This window comes from Candidatus Thiodictyon syntrophicum (assembly GCF_002813775.1).
In the GTDB taxonomy this organism is placed as follows: Bacteria; Pseudomonadota; Gammaproteobacteria; order Chromatiales; family Chromatiaceae; genus Thiodictyon; species Thiodictyon syntrophicum.
This window is the reverse complement of the sequence record NZ_CP020370.1, coordinates 127,640-147,492: the sequence shown is the minus strand read 5'-3', so window position 1 is coordinate 147,492 and position 19,853 is coordinate 127,640. Positions and strand designations below refer to the sequence as shown.

The 19,853-nt window shown below is 68.6% G+C and carries 13 protein-coding genes; 11 read left to right on the top strand and 2 right to left on the bottom strand.

Features of this window, described 5'->3' with window-relative positions; genetic code table 11:
* The first annotated feature begins 105 nt into the window (after window positions 1-105).
* The 7 genes from THSYN_RS33295 to THSYN_RS00595 all read left to right on the top strand — a co-directional run bounded on the left by THSYN_RS33295 (window position 106) and on the right by THSYN_RS00595 (window position 6,509).
* Complete coding sequence (locus THSYN_RS33295; RefSeq protein ID WP_157817378.1) at window positions 106-354, top strand: hypothetical protein; 249 nt, start codon at window positions 106-108, stop codon at window positions 352-354.
* Window positions 335-517, top strand: coding sequence for a PIN domain-containing protein (locus tag THSYN_RS33290; RefSeq protein ID WP_157817377.1), 183 nt, complete (start codon window positions 335-337; stop codon window positions 515-517). The genes THSYN_RS33295 and THSYN_RS33290 overlap by 20 nt, the downstream gene beginning before the upstream one ends.
* Before the next feature lie 36 nt (window positions 518-553).
* Window positions 554-754: a PIN domain-containing protein gene (locus THSYN_RS00615; protein ID WP_100917427.1), complete on the top strand. Its 201-nt coding sequence runs from the start codon at window positions 554-556 to the stop codon at window positions 752-754.
* Between the two features lie 326 nt (window positions 755-1,080).
* Complete coding sequence (locus THSYN_RS00610; RefSeq protein WP_157817376.1) at window positions 1,081-1,611, top strand: toll/interleukin-1 receptor domain-containing protein; 531 nt, start codon at window positions 1,081-1,083, stop codon at window positions 1,609-1,611.
* 38 nt (window positions 1,612-1,649) lie between these two features.
* The gene (locus THSYN_RS00605; protein ID WP_100917425.1) at window positions 1,650-5,465 is read left to right on the top strand and encodes a protein kinase domain-containing protein; all 3,816 of its coding nucleotides are present in this window, start codon (window positions 1,650-1,652) and stop codon (window positions 5,463-5,465) included.
* A gap of 415 nt (window positions 5,466-5,880) precedes the next feature.
* On the top strand, window positions 5,881-6,168 hold the full coding sequence (locus THSYN_RS00600; protein ID WP_100917424.1) for a toxin-antitoxin system TumE family protein: 288 nt from the start codon (window positions 5,881-5,883) through the stop codon (window positions 6,166-6,168).
* Entirely contained in the window at window positions 6,150-6,509 is a 360-nt protein-coding gene (locus tag THSYN_RS00595; RefSeq protein WP_100917423.1) for an HVO_A0114 family putative DNA-binding protein, read from the top strand. Before THSYN_RS00600 ends, THSYN_RS00595 begins: the two co-directional genes overlap by 19 nt.
* A gap of 90 nt (window positions 6,510-6,599) precedes the next feature.
* On the opposite strand, the gene THSYN_RS00590 is transcribed toward THSYN_RS00595, so the two are convergent.
* Entirely contained in the window at window positions 6,600-7,796 is a 1,197-nt protein-coding gene (locus THSYN_RS00590) for an ATP-binding protein (RefSeq protein WP_236848759.1), read from the bottom strand.
* 22 nt (window positions 7,797-7,818) lie between these two features.
* Entirely contained in the window at window positions 7,819-8,547 is a 729-nt protein-coding gene (locus tag THSYN_RS00585; RefSeq protein WP_100917421.1) for a response regulator transcription factor, read from the bottom strand.
* Window positions 8,548-8,996: 449 nt separating this feature from the next.
* Here THSYN_RS00585 and THSYN_RS00580 point away from each other — a divergent pair, with 449 nt between their 5' ends.
* The 4 genes from THSYN_RS00580 to THSYN_RS00560 all read left to right on the top strand — a co-directional run bounded on the left by THSYN_RS00580 (window position 8,997) and on the right by THSYN_RS00560 (window position 19,802).
* Window positions 8,997-12,506, top strand: coding sequence for a response regulator (locus THSYN_RS00580; RefSeq protein WP_100917420.1), 3,510 nt, complete (start codon window positions 8,997-8,999; stop codon window positions 12,504-12,506).
* A 383-nt stretch (window positions 12,507-12,889) separates the two neighbouring features.
* On the top strand, window positions 12,890-14,110 hold the full coding sequence (locus THSYN_RS00575; protein ID WP_100917419.1) for an EAL domain-containing response regulator: 1,221 nt from the start codon (window positions 12,890-12,892) through the stop codon (window positions 14,108-14,110).
* A gap of 543 nt (window positions 14,111-14,653) precedes the next feature.
* A complete protein-coding gene (locus THSYN_RS00565; protein ID WP_157817375.1) occupies window positions 14,654-15,052 on the top strand; it encodes a response regulator in 399 nt (132 codons plus the stop codon).
* Window positions 15,053-15,134: 82 nt separating this feature from the next.
* Window positions 15,135-19,802: a PAS domain S-box protein gene (locus THSYN_RS00560; RefSeq protein ID WP_100917416.1), complete on the top strand. Its 4,668-nt coding sequence runs from the start codon at window positions 15,135-15,137 to the stop codon at window positions 19,800-19,802.
* The last annotated feature ends 51 nt before the right edge of the window (window positions 19,803-19,853 follow it).

The following is a 19,853-nucleotide window of genomic DNA, read 5'->3' as shown; positions in this document are numbered from 1 at the left end:
CGGACTCCGGAATTCGTGTTTCAAGCAGGTCGCCTGCACACGGCCGGACGGCGGGACCCATCGCCGGCTGCCCGATCAACCAAAGAACGCCAGTGAGACTGCGATATGAGCCTTTCCATCCACTTGCCAGCGATTCTTGAAGAGCGGCTGGCGGCTTTTTGCCGGGCACACGGTATCACCGAAGATCAAGCGATCCAGCGGGCACTTCAGCAGCTGTTGAGCGCCCCCCCCTCGCTCACACCCTATGCCCTCGGCAAAGAAGGATTTGGCGCGGATCAGACCCATTCCGGCGATATCGCGAAAAATAGCCGTCAGATCCTGCGGGAGCGATTTCGTGACCCCGTTACTCGTTGATACCGGCTTTCTGGTCGCGCTCTACATTCGCGGCGACAACCTGCACCATGCCGCCGTCGCTTATCTGCAACAGAACCAGTCGCCCCTGCAAACGGCAGCGCCGGTGATCGTGGAAACCTGCTTCTTTCTGGACGCACCTGGAAAAGCCGCTCTATTGACTTAGATCGCGCAGGGAGGATTAGCCGTCACGGACATCCCGGTGAGCAGCTACCCGGACCTGGCGGCCTACATCCGGAAATACGCCGATCAAGATATTGATTTCGCGGATGCGGCGCTGGTCTGGCTGGCGAGTCAAAGCGGCCAGAGAAGCATCCTGACTGTCGATGAAACCGATTTCCAGGTCTACCGCCTCCAAGGCGGGCATCCGTTTGAATTGATCCGGTGGTACGAACGCCATTAGATGCCAGAGGCAGGCGGCCCAGGGACCTCGCGCCGGCGTCGCGGGAAGCGCCCCTTGAACTGGGGTTACTCCAGCAATGCTGTCCGGCCGATGCCGGACCGGTTGGCCAGCAGGACCATCTCGAAGTGGGAACGAGCAAAAGTCCGGCCGGGACCCGGTGGGAGCGGCTTCAGCCGCGACGCGACCGCGCAGGCGCCCGTGGCCCGCAGGCCGATCACTCCTGATTCCGGCGGCTGCGCCAACCTTCGGGTTCTTGGTCCGCACAGCGGACCCTACGCCGGCCGCGGCGGGTATACTCCGGCCCTAACCAGCCGCGGAGGCCCGCCGTGACCGTTGAACTGACCTATTTTGTCAGCTATGCACATGCCGACCAAGCCCCGACCGGCCGGCTGCTCGACCTGCTGGCGCCCCGACTCGCCATCGCCCGCGGCTACCGCTTCCGTCACTGGATCGATGACCGGATCGCCGTCGGCGAGCGCTGGACCGACGCCATCGGCGCCGTACTCGCGGGCTGCGACTTCGGCCTCCTGCTCCTATCCCCGAGCTTCCTCGCCAGCGGCTTCATCCGCCGCGAGGAACTGCCGACCTTCATCGAGCGGATCAGCAATCCCGGCGGCGGCGCCGGCAGCGAGGCCGAGACCCGCATCCGCAAGCCCCTGGTTCCGGTGATGCTCAAGCCCATCCCGCTCGACGGCAGCGCTGACCTGGCCGGGCTCGATCAACTCCAGCTGTTCCGCGACCGTGAGCGGCGCGCCTTCACCGAGACCCGCGGCCACACCGCCGACGCCTTCGCCGACCAACTCGTGGCGGCCATGCTCACCAAGCTGCGGCGGATCTGGCCCCAGGACACGCCCTGAACCGCCCCGCATCCACCGCACCAGGCGAGGACCTGCCGATGCCCCAGACCCCCGAACCCGCCGATTCATGGCCCGGTGCCGCCATCCCGGACGACGCGCAGATCCGTCTCGCCCGCTCCGCCGAGGGCGCCACCCTGGGCCTGCCCCGGACCGAGGCAGAGCAATATGTCGCCGTCCGTGCCGAGACGGTCGAGCCCTTCTATCTGCTCCTCTATGCCCAGCGCGACGAGAAGGACGCCACGGCGCTCCACCAGGCACTCGCCACGGAGCTTGGGTCCCGCGACTGCTCCTGGCCCGCCCGTGACTGGCACAGACCCGACGCCGGCGATCCGATCGAGGCTACCCGCCGCGCCTGGCTACGCGACGCCCGCTTCGTCCTGGTCCTGGCGAGCCCGGCGCTCATCGACGACCTCAAGAACCGCGGCCTCGCGCTGGAGACGGACCGCCCCCTGCTGATCCTGGCCCTGGGTACGGTCACGGACGACCAATGCCGTGGCACGCCGCTCGCCGGCCTGCCGATTTTCGCCACCCAAGGCGCCGACCCGTGGACCGCTCGCAGCGGTTCCGGCCGCAAGCAGTGGGTCCGCGATGCCGCCGCCTGGCTGCTCGCAGCCATCCGCCGTCCCGAGCGCGCGCCCGACCCCTTCGCCCGGCTCCGCCGCCCGGACTGGGAGCGCTTCGGCGACCTCCCGGACGGCCACTATGTCCACCAGCACACCGAGGTCCCCGGGGCGCCCGCGGGCCGGGTCGCCATCGAACTCCTGCGTGACTGGCTCGCCGACCCGCAAGCGAGCGTCCTGTGTGCCGTCTTCGGCGAACTCGGCATGGGCAAGACCACCCTGTGCCAACGCCTCACCCGCGACCTGCTCAGGGGCCGGGATGCAGGCGAGTCCCTGCCGCTCCCGGTCTACCTCGATCTGCGCGCCGTCAACACGATGGAGTGGGACTGGTCCAGGGGCGCCCCGCCGCTCGCGGACATGCTGGAGCACATCGTTGCCGCCGCCTATGACCTGGGCGTCGATGAACTCCGCCCGAGCGCCGCGGACATCGCCCGCCTGGCCCAGCAGGGCGGGGGGCTCATCCTCTGCGACGGACTCAGCGAGGTGATGAATCGACTCACCCCGGAGCAGTGTCGGCTCTTCATCGAGCGGCTCTGGTCCGTCCTGCCCCCCATGATCTGGAAGCCACCGCCCGGTCTAACTCCAGAGCAGGTCCAAACCTGGCGTCGCCCGCCCGGCGTCGGGCGCCTGCTGATGACCTGCCGCAGCCACTTCTTCCAGACCGTACAGGACCAGGTCAACGCTCTGAGCGGCCAGCAGCGGGTACCGATCGGCCGCGCCGATTACCTCTGGGCCACCCTCCTGCCCTTCGACGCACGCCAGGTCGAGACCTACTTCCGCCAGGTCTTCGCCGCCGACCCGGCCCAGGCCGAGCGAGTCATCGCCATATTGGACCAGGTGCACGACCTCAAAGAGCTGGGCAGCCGCCCCTACAACCTGCGCCTGATCCAGGACCAGGTGGACGAGCTGGAGCAGATCCGGCGCGAGGGACGCCGGGTCTCGATTGCCGACCTCTACGAGGGCCTGGTCGGTCAGTGGACGCGCCGCGACGACCCCAAGCACCGACTCAACCGCGACCACAAGCTGCTCCTCATGGAGCGCTTGGCGCTGCGCCTCTGGGCCGGCGGGGAGAAGCACCTCGGCTACCAGACACTCAACGACTGGCTGGTCGCGCAGATCCGCACCGAGCCCGGTTGGCGGGAGGTCGAGTACCAGTCCTATCTCGCCCGCGACGGCGGTATGGAGGTCTTGGAAGAGGACCTGCGCAACGCGACCTTCCTGGTCCGGGAGGGCGAGGACCGGTTCCGCTTCGCCCATACCTCCATCCAGGAGTTCTTCCTGGCCCGTGCACTGCACCGGGCACTGGTTGATGATCGGCTGGATGACTGGGCACTCCCGCGGCCAAACTATGAGACTCTGGATTTCCTGGGCGGACTCATCGCCGGCCGGGACACCGGCGCCTGTCTGGCCGGGCTGAGGCGTATTCTCGCCGAGTACCGGCCCAAGGTGAGCGAGCTGGCTCTGGCGTACGATCTCCATGCGCTCGCACATGGTATGCCCGGCATCGAGCTAACCGGCTTCCGTATCCCGGGGCTGGAACCGCGTCCAGCGGACGGAAGACGTGAGGTTGTGCGTGTTGACTTGCAGGCGCTGGACCGGAGCGGCGTCGGACTTGGAGGCGAAGCAGATTCCGAGCGCCTGTCTGCGGACCCCGCCCAGGTAGAGTTCCTGCACGACAATGAACGAACCGCGTACATCGGGTTGGCGGGGACGCTCGAGTCGATGGGGAGGCGCCGGATTTTCATGAGCTATGCACAATTCTCAGATTCGCACTCGCAGCGGGTGCTGGCGCTCGCCCAGGCCCTTCGCGCACAGGGCATCGACGTCGAGCTTGATCAATTTCACCAGCACGAACTCGTCGACTGGCCCAGGTGGTGTCTGGAGCAGTTGCGGCCCGAACGCTCGGACTGGGTGTTGATGATCTGCTCGCGGCTCTACCGTGACCGTCTAGATGGACGTGTCGATCCGCGGACCGGCAGAGGCGTGTTCTGGGAAGGGGCGTTGATCGACGACGAGATCTATGGCGCTAAGGAAAACCGGCGCTTCGTGCCGGTGTTACTTGACGACGAGCCCGAAGAGTCGATCCCGGTCATGGTCCGCGGCTGGACATTCTGCCGCGTCCGGGGGCTCGACAGCCGGGACTCGGGCTACGAACGGCTCTATCGTCTGTTGACCGCTCAGCCCGAGGCCGTCAAGGCGCCGCTCGGACCGGTCACAGTTCTGGCGTCGGCTCCGGCCGTGCCCGCACCTTCCGAGCGGGCCGGGGCGGTCGCTGTTTCCAAGAGCCGGTGCCCAGACCCGCAGAGCCAATCACTCTCGGACGTCCTAGCCGCCGCCCGCGTCCGAAAACAACAACTTGCTCGGGAGGGGAAGGATACCAGTGGGGTAGATGAGCAAATCGTCGAATTGAAGCGTCACTTGCGCGCAGGTGGCTTGTTGCGCGTCGGTGATGACCTGCTCGATGGCCGTTACGAGCTGGTCGACACACTCGGTAAGGGAGGATTCGCTACCATCTTCAAGTCGTACGACCACCGTTTGGAGCGCTGGACCGCAATCAAGGTGCTGCATGGTCATCACGGTGACGATAAGAGCCGGGTGGAGCGATTTTTCCGCGGTGCTCGCAAGATGGGGGGGCTACACCACCCGGGTATAGTTCAGGTCCTCGACTCCGGCCGCGGAGAGGAGGGGCACTACTTCTTCGTCATGGAATATCTGCCCGGCGGGGACCTTCGCCAGGCCGTCCTTAGCGGTGTTGTGAGTCCGGATCGCGCCGCGGACTTGATCCTGAGTGTAGGCCGTGCCCTGACCTTCGCCCATGGACGCCGGTTGATTCATCGGGACATCAAGCCCGCAAACATCGTGCTCGACGCGGGAGGGGCGCCAAAGCTCACAGACTTCGATTTAGTATGGGCCGCCGATACCACCGGCGGTACCGAGTCCGGCATGATGGGTACCTATGTCTACGCGGCACCGGAGATGATGCAGCGTCCGCAGGATGTGGACGCGCGCGCCGATGTGTATTCACTGGGAATGACCGCCGTTTTCGCCTTTCACGGCAAGGACCTACCCGGCAACGAGGTTCTACGCAACACCGAGGCATTCATCAAGCGTTTGGCGGTGCCCGCGAGGGTCAAGAAGGTCTTGTGCCGCGCTGTGGCTTTGGAGCCTAGCGAACGGTATCAGTCGGTCGACGAATTCTGCGGGGGGCTCACCGAGGTGTGCCGGTTGGCATAACCGTTTCAGATGACACGACCCCGACGGCCCCAACCGCCGCTGGGTCCACTGGAGCCGCGACGCCTGGCGCTGGCTCGGCTGGCACGCCCCGCTGCCGGACGGCAAGCACTGGATGTACCACCCGATGGACGCCTTCCGCGCCGCGCCGCCGTCCTGAATCCGAATCCGGCAATTGCTCACGCCAAGGCGCCAAGCTCGTCAAGCAATGCGGTTGGTCCGGCATCCAGAGAACCGTTGGTGAATGGCTGCATGACTCCCAGCGCATCGCTGCGCCTCAGGCGAAGGCGCGGCAAGGTGCCGGTTGGATGCATTAGCAGGCCGGTCGGGTACCCCGTGGTCGTCGGTGCACGCTCCCGCCCCGGAACAGCGTTCGAGAGAGTTGACAACGGCCGCCTGGGTTGGCAACCTCCCCAACATGAAAGCTGAACTGATCACCCGTTTCCGTAACGTTTCCGATGCGGGGAACGGGATCGAAATGGTGGTCTGGCGCGTACCGGCACCGGTGCCGCCGTCGGGGCACGGCTACAAGTACCGGCTGGTCTATGTGGTAAACGGCGAACGTGCCGTTGGTTTCGACAACGAGCGCGGCAAGGGCGACCACATGCATCTGGGTCATCAGGAGGCCCCCTATGTGTTTGTCGATGTTGACCGATTGATTGACGATTTCATCCGGGAGGTGGAAAAGTGGAAAAGCGGACACTGACCATCACGGTCGATGCCGATTGGCAAGGCGCCCTGCGGACCCTGGCGCGTCAAGCCTTCAGTGCCGAGACCTATCAAGGGGAGTCGCTCAACTTCGAGACGCCGGGGGCCTTCTTCGGAAAACTGACGCAACGGCGGTGGGCCCTCTTGCGCCTCTTGCAGGGTACAGGGGAGGTAACGGTTCGAGACCTGGCGCACCGGGCGGGGCGCGATGTCAGGCGCGTTCACGAGGACGTGACGGCCTTGGCCGACTTGGGTCTGTTGGAGCGCACCGCCCGCGGCGGCGTGCTCTGTCCCTTCGCGGACATTCATGTGGATATGCATCTGCGCGAGGCGGTTTAGCCTGCCCTGTCGCGATACGATGGAGGCCGTTTCGCCGTTTGACCGGCATGACGCCATACCCCGGCATCAACCCAGCGGCACCGGCGCGTCTCATCGGCCGCTCGCCGCATAGATCACCAGCAACACCTCCGACTCGTCGATCAGGCGATAAACGGGTGTGATCCCGGACAACTGCTCGGTGCGTTCCAGGATGATCTGCACCCCCTCGCCCCGTCGGTCCATCATGGCGCTGCGATCCGTCAAGCCAGCCTCCGCGGAGGGTATCGGGCAGCGCGCCAGCAGGCTCGTAATTGCCTCGTTGCGCGCGGCCTGGCGGTAGGGGAGGCTCGCGATAGTCATGGTGTTGGCGATGCCGCCGGGTGAATACAGTTCAAGCCGGTCGGCGAACAGGCGCAGCCGGATCTTCGACCCGGCGAGCGAATAGTCCCGATGGGCCACCGCGTTGACGACGGCCTCGAAGACCGCCGTCAGGTCGAATTGGGGCAGGTCCCGACGGCCCTCGCCTTTGCTGGCGGCCACCCGCATGTTCTTGCGCACGAACTGGCAGGCCGCCAGGACCTGCCGGTCCAGGGGGCCGACGAGGTCGGCGGCATCGATCTGGTACCACTCGTCACCGCGGGGACGCGCCGCGGTGTCGCGATAGGCCACCGCCTGAATGAAGGCGTTGGGCAGCCAGGGGCGCGGGTCGCTGCTGCCCATCAGGACCCCGGCCACGGTCGGGCGCAGGGTCCCGGCGTCGTCCGGGCGCGCCATGGCGAGCTTGAATAAGAGACTGTCACGGTCATCCCTGGTCCGCGGGGTGACGAAGCGCTGCCAGAGGGGTGCGTCGAGATCGTCCAGGGTCGCGCGCGGCACGACCTGTTCATCGAACCGGATCATCCCGACCTGGCTGCGCTGTTGAAAGAGCCGGGCCAGAAACTCGGGGGCCATCTCCCGTTTGGCACTGCCGACCCGGTGCAGATAACCGCCGGGGCTCTTGTGCACGAACAGGCTGCGGGGTACCTCCACCTTCAATACCGGCACCAGTTCCCCGGCCGCGGTCGGCAGGCGCCGCCGCTCGATCACCGGGGCGAGCGGCGGCGTCACTGAATCCAGGCACAGTTCACGGACAAACTGCTCCGCACGATCCAGCCGCTCCAAGGGGATACCGATGACCTGGCGGCGATCGTCGACACCCAGGACACAGACCCCGCCGCGGCTGTTGGCGAGTGCGGCCAACTCATCGGCAAGCCCGTCGCGGTGGGGCGCGGCGACCCGCTCGCCGGCGAAGCGCATTTCCTTCAACACTGCTTTTTCTTGGTTCAGGTTTCTATTCAGCGCTGTCCGCCTCCGGGACCGGTGCCGCGCCCTCCTCGCCCTTGAGGAAGAGGCTGTAGCCGCGCCCGCGGGCGGCGGCGATCACCAGGGCGTCGATCCCGGCCTCTTCGAGCTTGCGGCGGATATGGCCGACATGGACATCGGCGGAACGGTTGTTCGGCCCCCAGTTGGCGCGGTGCAGCAGGTCTCCCCGGCCGACCGGCCGACCGACATGGCGCATCAGTTGGGCGAGGATGTCGGCCTGGGTCTCGGTCAGTTCCACCGGCTGGCCGCCGTCGCTGCGTACCTCGCGCATGACAAGATCCAGGACCACCGGGCCGACCCGCAGGCGCAGCTCCGGGTTGGGCCCCGGACGGCGGCGGCGCAGGACGGCACGCACCCGGGCGCGCAGTTCGCCGACCTCGAAGGGCTTGGTCACATAGTCGTCGGCGCCCGCATCCAGGCCGCGGATGCGCTCGTCCGGGTCGGCGCGGCCGGTGAGGATGATGACCGCCACCGCGGTGGTCTGGGCCAGTTCCCGGGCCAGGTCCAGCCCGTCGTCGGCCCCCAGGTTGAGGTCCAGGAGCACCAGATCGGCCCCCTCGTTGCGGTAGATGCGGCGAAATTCGGCCGCGCTCGGCGCCAGCGCGGTATGGTAGCCGTCGAGTTCCAGTGAGCGGGCGATGGCCCGGGCCAGTGGGACCTCGTCCTCAACGATGATGATGCGCGCTGGTTCGGTCATGGGCGTTCCTGACAGTCGGCGTCGTGCGGGCGCTGGTGCGGCGGTGCCCCAGGGCGGGGCGCCGCCGCGCCTTGCTGAATAATCGTTATAAAATCAATGCCAATACCGCTGAGGGCCGCGTCACCCACGCAATTGAATACCACGGGTCCCGCGGTGGGGGCAAGGGCCGCTCGGGCCGGACACCCCCCGGCGGCGGCGGCGCCCCGACGCCCGCGACACCGGAACCGGACCGCCCGTCCCCATTTTGCCTGTAGGAGCGCGATCATTCCGAGCCAATTTTGTTGTTTCCGAGTGTTAAAGAAACTTTACTTCACAGGGTGTCGGTGCGGCTATTACGCTGATCGTCCCCGCACGCGCAGTGCACCAGCCAGGACGCGAAGATCACCAGATTATTCAGTGCCATCCGGGGCTGGGCCGGGCTCGTCGGCCGCGCGGTCGCGCCCGCGGCCTTGACGCAGGCTGCCGCCCCACCGGGGACAGCACCCCTGCACCCGGTCACCGCCCGGCCGGCCCTTTTCGCGGCCCTGTGCGCCCTGGCGTTCGCGGGCAACCTCTTCGGTGTGCCGCTGTTCTTCGGGGTCGCCTTCGTGTTCGGCTCGGTCCCCGCCCTGCTGGCGGCGCTCTGGATGGGGGTCCTGCCGGGGATGGCGGTGGCGGCGATCGGCGGACTCTATACCCTGTGGCTCTGGGGTCACCCTTACGGCCTGCTCATCTTCGTGGTGGAGGCTGGAGCCGTGGGGCTGATCCTGCGGCGCCTGCGCCTGCATGGGGAGCCGCCGCCCTTGGCCCTGGCGGACGGGCTCTTCTGGCTCTTCCTGGGCATCCCCCTGACCCTGCTGCTGCTGCATGGCCCGGCGCAGATGCCGTGGCTGCAGGCCGGACTGATTGCCCTGAAGCTCTCCACCAACGGCCTGCTGAATGCCGCCCTGGCCGGGGCAGTGGTGATCCTGACCAATCGGCTGCGGCGGCGGCCCGCCAGCGTGTCGTTGCGTGAGGTACTGTTCAGCGCCTTGCTGCCGGCGGTGCTGGTACCGGCCTTCGCCCTGACGGTACTCCAGACCAGCGCGGCGCGCGTCCAGATGGAGGCGGGGGTCGCGTCCACCCTGGCGCTCTCCGCCGCCCTGGCCCGGGACGCCCTGGACGCGGCCGGCGCGCCCGCGCGCACCCCGGGGCTGCCGCCGGAGGACGGCGGGGCGCGGTTCTCGGACGCCGGGCTCCAGGAGGTGACCACCCGCATCCGGCAACTGGTCCCGGCGGCCCTGGGGGTCTCCATCGCGGTGGTGGACGCGGCGGGCAACACCCTGGCCGGCGCCCCAGCGAGCGGCCCGGGGACCATGACGGTCCTGGACCTGCAGCGGGACCTGCACCTGCGGATGCCGCGGCAGCAGGTGCGGATACGCCTGGCCCAATGGCGGGCGGGCGAGTATTTCATGGACCAGCCGCTGGCGGCGGCGGCCCCGGGGACACGGCTGCTGGTGATGGTGCGCGCCGAGCCCGGAATACTGGCCCTGCAGCGGACCATCGGGATGCAACTCCTGGTGCTCGCCGTGATCTGTCTGGGCGCCGCCCTGGGGGCCTATCACCTGAGTCGACGCATTGCGGCGCCGATCCTGCACCTCGCGCAACAATCGGCCGACCCCGCCCTGTTCCGCGCACTGGCGCCCCCGCCCCTGCCGCCGCCGGGGCTGCTGCGCGAGACCAACCAGCTCGCCGTGGCCTTCCACAGCATGCTCGCTTCACTGGCGCAAGAGCAGCAGGGCCAGGAGGCCCAGCGCGCCGCCCTGACCCTCCAGGCGCATGGCCTGGAGGTCCTGCTCGATGCCGCGGCGGACCTGCCGGCCATGGCGCAGCGCCTGTGCCGCCTGGTGGACGCGCTGGTCCCCGGGCACTGCTCGATGCTTGCCACCGGCGGCGGGCCGGTGCCGCTGCGGGTGCTGGCGGCCCCCGCCGTCGACCCGGCGCAGGTCCCGGCCGTCGCTGAGCTCCTGGGCCGCGGCGCGCAGGATCAGGACGCCACCGCGGGGCGACCCTACTGGACGACCCACGGCGTCGCCGTCGGGACCTCGGGGGAGGCCCCGCACGCCCTCGACCAGGCCGCGCCCCGGGCCTGCTGGTGCCACCCCATCCCCGGCCCCGGGGGCCAGTTCCAGGGGGTCTTCGCCATCTTCTCTACCGGCCCGGACGGCCCCTCCGAGCGCGAGGCGCACCTGCTGGAGGTAGCGGCCAATCTGGCCGCCATCGCCCTGCGCAATGCCGCGGAACGCCGCGGGGTCGAGGCCGAACGGGACGCCGCGGCCCGCGCCCTGCGGCGCTACAACGCCGACCTGGAGGGCTTCTCGGACCTGATGGCCGGCTACCGCCCGCCCCACGAACAGATCCGCGCCCTGCTCGATTTCGCCTGTCACAGCCTGGGGGCGAGTGCGGCGGCACTGGGGGAGATCCAAGGCACGAGCTACCGGTTGCTCACCAGCTTCGGGGCGGCGGGGCTCGGGATGGAACCGGTGTTGGCGCCCGGCGCGGTCCTGGCCCTGGGTGCGGCGGAGCAGGCCGGCATCCGCGACCTGGAGCGCTCCGGCGAGGCCGCGCCGGACCAGCAACCGCTGGCCCCGCGGCCCTGCGCCCTGCCCCCCCACGGCGGTTTCGCCGCTGCCGCCCTGATCCGCTGGACCGACGCCGAGGGGCTGGCCCACCTGGGCGCCCTGTCCTTCGCCCCCGGCCAGGGGGTGGCCGCGGCGACGCCCGAGAAGCTCCAGGTGATTCAACTCGTGGGGCAGGGCATCGCCTCCGGCCTGCGGGAACGCGCGGTCCTGGACGGACTGCTGGCGTCGCGCCAGCGCGAGATCATCGGCCACCTGGCGAGCGGTGTCGCCCACGACTTCAACAACCTGCTGGGCGTGGTCGACATCAACCTGGACTATCTGACGGATCTGCTCAGTACCCGGGGGCAGGCCCCGGAGGTGGCCGAGGTGCTGGAGGAGACCCGGCTCGCCGCCCGGCACGCCCAGATGGTCACCGCCGGCCTGCTGTCGCTGAGCCGCGGGCGGCGGCTGGCGACCGGACCGACGCCCGTCTCGGCCGTGGTGGAGCGCTTCGTGCGCACCCTGGCGCGCATCCTGCCGGCGCAGATCGAGGTGGCGACCCACATCGCCCCCGAGCTCACCGCCCTGGCGGACGAGGCCCTGCTGCAGGCCGCCCTGCTCAACCTGTGCATCAATGCCCGGGACGCCATGGGGGGGCGCGGCAGGCTCGGGATCGGTCTCACGCGCGTGACGCGTACCGTCGCCCTGCCGCTGACCCTGGGGCGCCTGGAGCCGGGTGACTATGTGGAGTTGGCGGTCTCCGATACCGGGGTCGGCATGTCGGCGGAGGTCCTGGGACACATCTTCCAACCCCTGTTCTCGACCAAGTCGAGCGGGCGCGGCACCGGTCTCGGGCTCTTTATGGTCCGGGAGTTTGCGGACCGCTGCGGCGGCGGGGTAGCGGTCGAGACCAAACCGGGGTGCGGCAGCCGCTTCCTGGTCTATCTGCCGGTGGCCGCCGCGGCGGCGGCGCCGACGCCGGGGCCGGCCGCGGCAGAGGCGCTGCCGACGCCGCCGGCCCGGGTCCTGCTGGTGGATGACGACCCCGGCATCCGCACGGTGCTGTGCCGAATCCTGGAGAACCATGGTTTGCAGGTCGACCAGGCGGTGGATGGGGCCGCGGCCCTGGCCCTGCTGGAGGGCGGGGCGCCCTGCGACTTGGTGCTGTCGGACATCGTCATGCCGCGCATGGACGGGATCGAACTGCACCGGCGCCTCGCCCGGGCGGCCCCGGGCCTGCCGGTGATCCTGATGACCGCCGACGATCATCAGAGCGTCCAGGCCGCCGGGCTGCCGGTGGACACGGTGATTCTGTACAAACCCCTGGTGACCGAGATCCTGTTGTCACGCATCCGGGAGCGGCTGCCGCGCGGGCCTTGATCAAGAAAAAGTAATCGGCCGCGAATGAACGCAAATAAGCGCAAATAAATCAGATCGTTGCGATGTTCATCGCAGCCTTCGGCCGATGAACGGGGCGAACCGTCCAGATTTTTGATTATTTGCGTCTTTTTGCGTTCATTTGCGGCCAAACTGCTCTTTCTGGGTTGCGGCCGCCCGGCGCGCCCGACCGCTGGTCGGAAACCCGGGCCGCCACGCCTATGTCATTGCGGTTTTACAGTTTTTTACTGGCGTAATCGCCCCGCTGGGGCAATAGTCAACAAGCTCCCGGACCCTGATCCAACGCCGGCGCCCGGTGACACGGGCACGCTTGTCCTGGCGTAGGCCAGACCCATTTTTTCACGGCTGAACGCCGGTTGGCGCCCATGAACCTGATCTGCCTCGACGATGACCCCCGGATGGAGCCTGCCCTACGGCGCTTCGCCGTACGCCTGGGCCATGCGGTACGGTTTCATACCGCCGCCGCGAGCTTCAAGACCGATGTGCAGGCGCGGTCCCCTGACCTGATCGTGCTCGATCTGGAGCTCGGCCAGGAGAACGGTATCGACATCATCCACTGGCTCGCCCAGGCGCAGACCCGGGCGCCCCTCATCCTGCTCTCCGGCCACGGGGACGACCTGCTCGACACCGCCCGGCGTATCGCCCGGGCCAGCGGGATCGAGGTCCTGGGGGTGGTCAGCAAGGGCCGGATCGTGCGCGACCTGCCGCCCCTGCTCGCGCGGGGCCGGTGCGAGAGCGCACCTGCGGTGCCGGTGCCGGTGCCGGTGCCGGTGCCGACGCCCACGCAGGCCGCCGGGGCGCAGCTACTGACGGTCGGCGACCTGGCCCGCTGCATTCGGGAGGACCGCATCGAACCCTACTTCCAGCCGATCGTGGAACCCGGCGACGGACGCCTGCGCGGCGCCGAGGTCCTGGCCCGTCTGCGGCTGCCCTCCGGACGGGTCCTGGGCCCCGCTGCATTCATCCCGCTGGCGGAGTCCGCGGGGCTCCTGATGGCGCTGAGCGAATCACTCTTTGCCGGCGTCCTGCGGCTCAAACCGCAACTGATGCCGCTTAAGCTCGGATTTCTGTCGGTCAACCTGTCCGCCGCCGCGCTGGACCATGACCGCGCCATCGCCCTGGTGCGGGGGCTCCTGGCCGGGCTCCAGGACTGCTGCCGACTGGCGGTGGAGATGACCGAAACCGCCGCCATGGCCGATTCCCCGCCGGCCCGGGACCTCACGGCCCGGATCAGCCTGCTCGGTGCCTCGCTCTCCATGGACGACTTCGGCACCGGCTATTCGTCCATCCGCGCCCTCACCGAACTGCCCTTCGACACCCTCAAGATCGACCTGTCGTTCGTCTCGGAGATGTTCGATTCCGCCAAGGCCCAAACGGTGCTGCGGGCGATCGTGACGCTGGGCCACAGCCTGGGGCTCAAGGTCGTGGCCGAGGGGGTGGAGACCGAGGCGCAGCGCCGCTTTCTGATCGAGACCGGCGCCGACCTGGCGCAGGGCTTCCTGTTCGGCCGCCCGATGGACATCGCGGCCCTGACGCGCGCCTATGGCCCGGCGGTGGTCGAGGCCCGCGTGGGACTGCCGGCCTGAGGATCCAGGCTGCGGCGCGCAGCCGCCGGCGCATCACCCTAAAATCCACAGATGAACACAGATGAACACAGATGTTCTTCAAATTGTCATGCGCTTATCGCTACTGTCGCAATCACCCGCAAGGTGAGCCCCAGACCAAGCGTAAGCCAATGAATAATCTGTGTTCATCTGTGTTCATCTGTGGATGACTGCTCTTTCTAGGATCACGGGTACCGCGAAGCGGACGTCTCGATAACAGTCCGGCGATCGAGCAAGAGCCAGGATATCAGAGCGGATTGACAGGATTAGTTCGACTCGTTGTCGTTGTCGTTGTCGTTGTCGTTGTCGTTGTCGAGTTTATCGTAGCGCCCCGGATTCTCTCGCACGCCAAATTGCATCGTTTCTCCGATTACGACAACGACAACGACAACGACAACGACGCCAAAGGCATTCCCAAATGGACTTGTTTAACTTATTAGCGAACCATTCCTTATTTGCGGACAAATCCTCTTGAGTTGCTTTGAGATCCATCCGGCCCGCTCGCGCCCTCAGGAGGCCGACCCCATGCCCGCGACCATCAATCCCCGCATCGTGCTGATCGACGATGACCCACGCCTGCTCGCCGCCACCGCCCGCCTGATCGCGGCCTGGGGCTATCGCTGCGAGACCTTTACCGATGGCCGGGCGGCCCTGACCGCGATGGCGGCGGACCCGCCCGCCCTGCTGCTGGTGGACATCTATATGCCGGACCTGGACGGCTTCGAGGTGATCGCGCGCATGCGCCTGATCGCCCCCGGGACCCGGATCATCGCCATCAGCGGGGACATCGTGCGGGGCCACCCGACCCATGTCCTGGCCGTGAGCGAACAACTGGGGGTGGATGCGACCATCCAGAAACCGCTCCGACCGGAACAACTGCGCACCCTGCTCGGGCAGTTGTGCGCCCCGGCGTCGACCGCTTGACCAGCACCGGGCCAGGGGCCGGCGGCCGGTCGCCCGGGAGACGGCAGGAGTTGCGATCATCGACACCGCCATAGACACCCCGGTGCCGCTCCCGGCCCCGCCCGGACCGGGCCTGACCCGGGTCCTGGTCGCCACCCCCGCGCTGGCGCTGCTCGCCCTGCTCGGCAATTATGTCAATCTGCCGCTGTTTTTCGGTGTCGATGTCCTGTTCGGCTCGATTGCGGTGCTGCTGGCCCTGGTGTGGCTGGGGACCTGGCCCGGCCTGCTGGTGGCCCTGGTCGGCGGCGCCTACACCTGGTTCCTCTGGGACCACCCCTATGCCCTGATCATCCTGGTCGGCGAGGCGGTCGCGGTCGCCTGGCACCGGGCGCGCACGCGCCGCCGCGGCCGCGACGCACCGCCGCTCGCGGTCTCGGTGACCCTCTACTGGTTCCTGATCGGCATCCCGCTGGTCCTGCTCTGCTATCACTGGGGACTCGGGATGGGCTGGCCGCCAACCCTGCTGGTCGCCGTCAAGCAGGCACTCAACGGCATCCTCAATGCCGCCCTCGCCGGTCTCATGCTGTTGGCGGTCGACCTGAGCCGCCGTCGCCGTGCCCTCCCGGTCGCGCAGGTCCTCTTCAGCGTCCTGCTCTCCAGCCTGCTGGTGCCCTCCCTGCTGATCACGACCTGGCAGAGCCGCGACCTGAAGGGCCACCTGGAGGCCGAACAGGCCGAGCGGCTGGGGCTCTTCGCCGAGCTGGCGGTCCATCACCTGGGACCCCGGTACCATCTGGACGGCCGCAGTGCGGCAGACCGCGAAGCAGAACGCGAGCACCTGAATCGACTCCTGCACGAGCATCTCCCGGCGGGCAGCGAGCCGCAGGTTCAGTGGTCGGCGCCGCCGGGCGGCGATCTCGGCAAGCTGCCCCGGCGGGAAACCGGTATCCCCACCGGAACCGCGGGACTGACGATCATCCTGCCCAGCGGCCGGCTCCCCTCGCGCATGGCCCGCTGGCGCGGCGCGCGTTACCGCATGGAGGTCCCCGGCGAACCCGCATCCCCGGCCGGCCTGTTGGCGGTGGAATTCAACGCCGCCCCCCTGATCGACCGGCTGCAGGAGACCGTGACCCGAATCCTTCTGGTGCTCCTGGCCCTGGCGGGTCTGGGCGTTGCCGCTGCCCAGACCCTGAGTCGGCAGTTGGTCCGCCCGCTGCGCGAACTGGTGGAGGTCACCGCGGCCCTGCCCGCCGCCATCCGCGAGGACCGGCCCTGGCCCACACCGAGGCCCGGCCGGTTGCGGGAGCCCGGACAGTTGGCGGACGCGGTGGCCGCGATGGCGCGATCCCTGACCACAAGCTTCAGGGCCCTGGCGCAGGAAAACCTGGACTCCGCGCGCCTGCGCGAACGCCTGCACCGCAGCGAGACACGCCTCGCCGAGTCCCAGCGCATCGCCGACATGGGGAGCTGGTATCTGGACCTGCGCACCAACGAGGTGGAGTGGTCGGACCAGGGCTACCGACTCCTGGGCTACGCCCCCGGCAGCGTCGCGCCGACGCTGGAGAACTTCCTGCGCCGTGTCCATCCGCGGGACCGGGGCCTGATCACCAGCCAACTGCGCTCCGTACTGGCCGGCGAGGACCTCACCGACGAGCATGACGTGCGGATCCGTCGGCTCAACGGGGACGAGCGCAGCGTGCATTACCGCACCCGCGTCCAGCACGACCCCGCAGGCCGGGTCAGCGCAATCGAAGGGATCAGCATCGACATCACTGAGCGCAAGGAGGCGGAACTGGCCCTGAGTGCGGAGCGGCGGCGCCTGTCCAATATCATCGCCGGGACCCGGGTCGGCACCTGGGAGTGGGAGGTCCAGACCGGTGTCATCCTGGTCAACGCGCGCTGGGCCGAGATCCTGGGCTACCAGTTGGCCGACCTGGCCCCGCTCAGCATCCAGACCTGGATCGACCTCACGGAGCCCGCTGACCTGAAGCGGAGCCTGGCCCTGCTGGAGGCGCACTTCCGGGGCGAGTTGGATGGCTACGAGTGCGACCTGCGCATGCGCCACCGTGACGGGCACTGGATATGGGTCCTGGACCAGGGCCGGGTGATGGAACGTGACGCCGCGGGGGCCCCGCGGCTGATGTCCGGCATCCACCAGGACATCAGCGAGCGCAAACAGGCCGAGGCGGCGCTGGCCCAGCGCGAAGCCATGGTCGACGAACTGCTGGCACTGGCCGTGCGCTTGCTCGGCGTGCCCGACCAGGGGCTCGATGCCTTGACCGCGGAGGCGCTCGAGCGCGTTGGTCGCTTCGCCCATGCGGACCGCAGCTACGTCATCCTGCTCGATGAGTCCGCGGGCACCCTCACCAACACCCTGGAGTGGGCGGCGGCGGGTGTGGCCCCCGCGCTGGCGCAGAATCAGGCGATCCCCATTTCGACGCTACCGGAATTGATGCTCCAATTGCGGCTCGGCGAGCCGGTCGTGATCCCCCGGGTGACGGACCTGCCCGCGGCCTGGTCCCGAGAGCAGGAGATGTGCCGCGCCCAGGCAATCCAGTCGATGCTCGTCGCACCACTGGCCGTCGGCGAGGTGCTGCTCGGCTGTGTCGGCTTCGACGCCGTGCGCGCCCCGCGGGACTGGTCGCCGATGCAGATCCGCTTCCTCCAGGTCTTTGCCAGCGTCCTGGCCGGGGCCATGGACCGCGCCCACGCCACGGCGGACCTGCGCGCGAGCAACGCCCGCTATGAGCAGTTGGCCCATCAGAGCCGCTCCATGAGCTGGGAGATCGACCCCCAGGGACGCTACACCTACGTCAACCCGGTCTGCGAACAGATCCTTGGCTATCGGGCGGACGAACTGATCGGCCAGCATTTTTACGATCTCTTGCCGGCCGCGGACCGGGCCACGGTCAAGGCCGCCGTCTTTGCCATCATGCAGCGCCGTGAGCCGATCCGGGACTTCGACCGGCTCTGCCTGGGGGTGCAGAACTGGCGGGTATGGCTGATGAGCAGCGGGGCACCCATGCTGGCCCCGGACGGCACCTTCCTGGGCTACCGCGGCATCGACACGGACATCACCGATCGCCACCTGGCGCAGGACCTGATCCGCGAGAACGAGACCCGCCATGCCGCCCAGCTCGAGGAACTGGTGGACCTGATCAACCGGCCGCTGCCGCCCGCGGACAAGGACCGCGCCCTGCTGGAACTCGGCTGCCGGACCCTGGGGGCGGCGGCGGCGGTCCTGGGGGTGATGGAGGATGACCAGCGGCACCAGGTGCTGATCGCACTCCCCGGTGAGGGCGCGGACGGACCCGGACCGGCGATGTTCCAGGCCGTCCTGGCGCAGACCCTGGCGCATCGCGGCACCCCCTGTGTTCTGGGCATCGACCGCCTGCCGGGGGCCGCGGCAACCTCGGGCCTGCACTCCTGCGTAGGGCTCGCCTTCGACGCCCCCCGGCCGGACGGGCCGACGGAAACGCTGATCCTGTCCCTGTGGGGGACCCAGTCGGCCCTGAATCTGGGGGAACCGGAGCGGCAGATGCTGCGGCTGATCGCCCAACGCCTGGCGGCCATGCGCTATCAGGAGCAGATCCAGCACGACCTGGTGGAGTCGCGCGAGCGCGAGACCATCGGCCACCTGGCGAGTGGGGTCGCACATGATTTCAACAACCTGCTGGGGGTCATCGATGCCAACATCTACTTCCTGAGCATCGGCCTGCCGGGGGCTGACAGCGATCCCGAACTGCGTCAGGTCTTGGAAGAGACCCAAAGCGCCCTGGGTCAGGCCAAGGTCATCACCTCCGGGATGCTCTCCTTGAGCCGCGCCGGGGGGGTCCCGCTGGAGCCGGTGGACCTGCAAGAGACCGTCGCCGAGTTGGCACGCATCCTGCAGCAGGTCCTGCCCGCGGCCATCCGCCTGAGCATCGCCATTGCGCCCGGTCTCAAGGCGCGCACCAACGCGGGCTTTCTACAAGCGGCGCTGCTCAATCTCGCGCTCAACGCCCGCGACGCCATGCCCGCGGGCGGGGAGTTGCGCATTGAGGCCGCGCCCAGCGCCGGGGTCGACGACACCCGCCTGGCGGTCGGGACCCGCCCGGCCATGGACTGCGTGGAGTTGCGGGTGACCGATACGGGCAGCGGCATCGAGCCCGCCATCCTCCCGAATATCTTCGACCCGCTCTTTTCCACCAAGGCCAAGCAGCGCGGCCACGGGCTCGGGCTCTTCATGGTGCAGGAGTTCATCGCCCGCTCCGGGGCCGGGCTGGTGGTGGAATCGCGCCCGGGTTGCGGCACCAGCTTCCGGCTCCTGTTGCCGGCCGTGAGCGAGCCGACGCCGCTACCCGACGCCGACCCGCGTTCACCCCCGGCCGCCGTCGCGGACCCGGGGTCCGACGGGCTGCCCCCGGGGCTGCGCGTCCTGGTGGTGGATGACGACCCGCGGGTGCGCGAGGCGGTGGCCCGGCTGCTGACCCTGGGCGGGGTGGACCTGGCCCAGGCGGAACATGGGCAGGCCGCGCTCGCACTCCTGGCCCAGGACTCCGGGTTCGATCTCGTGCTCTCCGATATCGCCATGCCCACGCTGGACGGGATCGGCCTCTTCCGGCACCTGGCGCGGGAGCGGCCGGGGCTGCCGGTGATCCTCATGACCGGCCAGGACAGCGCCCTGGCGGGCCTCGACGACCTCCCCGGGCGGCCCCTGGTGCTGCGCAAGCCGCTCGACCCGGCGGCCTTGCGGGCGGCGATCCGGGCGCGGGTGCGGCCGGTCCAGTGAGCCTGAAAAGAGTATTTAGCCGCAAATGAACGCAAATAAGCGCAAATCAGA

What these genes read in the sequence shown, in the direction of transcription:
- THSYN_RS33295 (WP_157817378.1), top strand. Translation starts at nt 106, where the DNA reads ATGAGCCTTTCCATCCACTTGCCAGCGATTCTTGAAGAGCGGCTGGCG.
- THSYN_RS00565 (WP_157817375.1), top strand. Translation starts at nt 14,654, where the DNA reads ATGCCCGCGACCATCAATCCCCGCATCGTGCTGATCGACGATGACCCA.
- THSYN_RS00600 (WP_100917424.1), top strand. Translation starts at nt 5,881, where the DNA reads ATGAAAGCTGAACTGATCACCCGTTTCCGTAACGTTTCCGATGCGGGG.
- THSYN_RS00585 (WP_100917421.1), bottom strand. Translation starts at nt 8,547, where the DNA reads ATGACCGAACCAGCGCGCATCATCATCGTTGAGGACGAGGTCCCACTG.
- THSYN_RS00605 (WP_100917425.1), top strand. Translation starts at nt 1,650, where the DNA reads ATGCCCCAGACCCCCGAACCCGCCGATTCATGGCCCGGTGCCGCCATC.
- THSYN_RS00575 (WP_100917419.1), top strand. Translation starts at nt 12,890, where the DNA reads ATGAACCTGATCTGCCTCGACGATGACCCCCGGATGGAGCCTGCCCTA.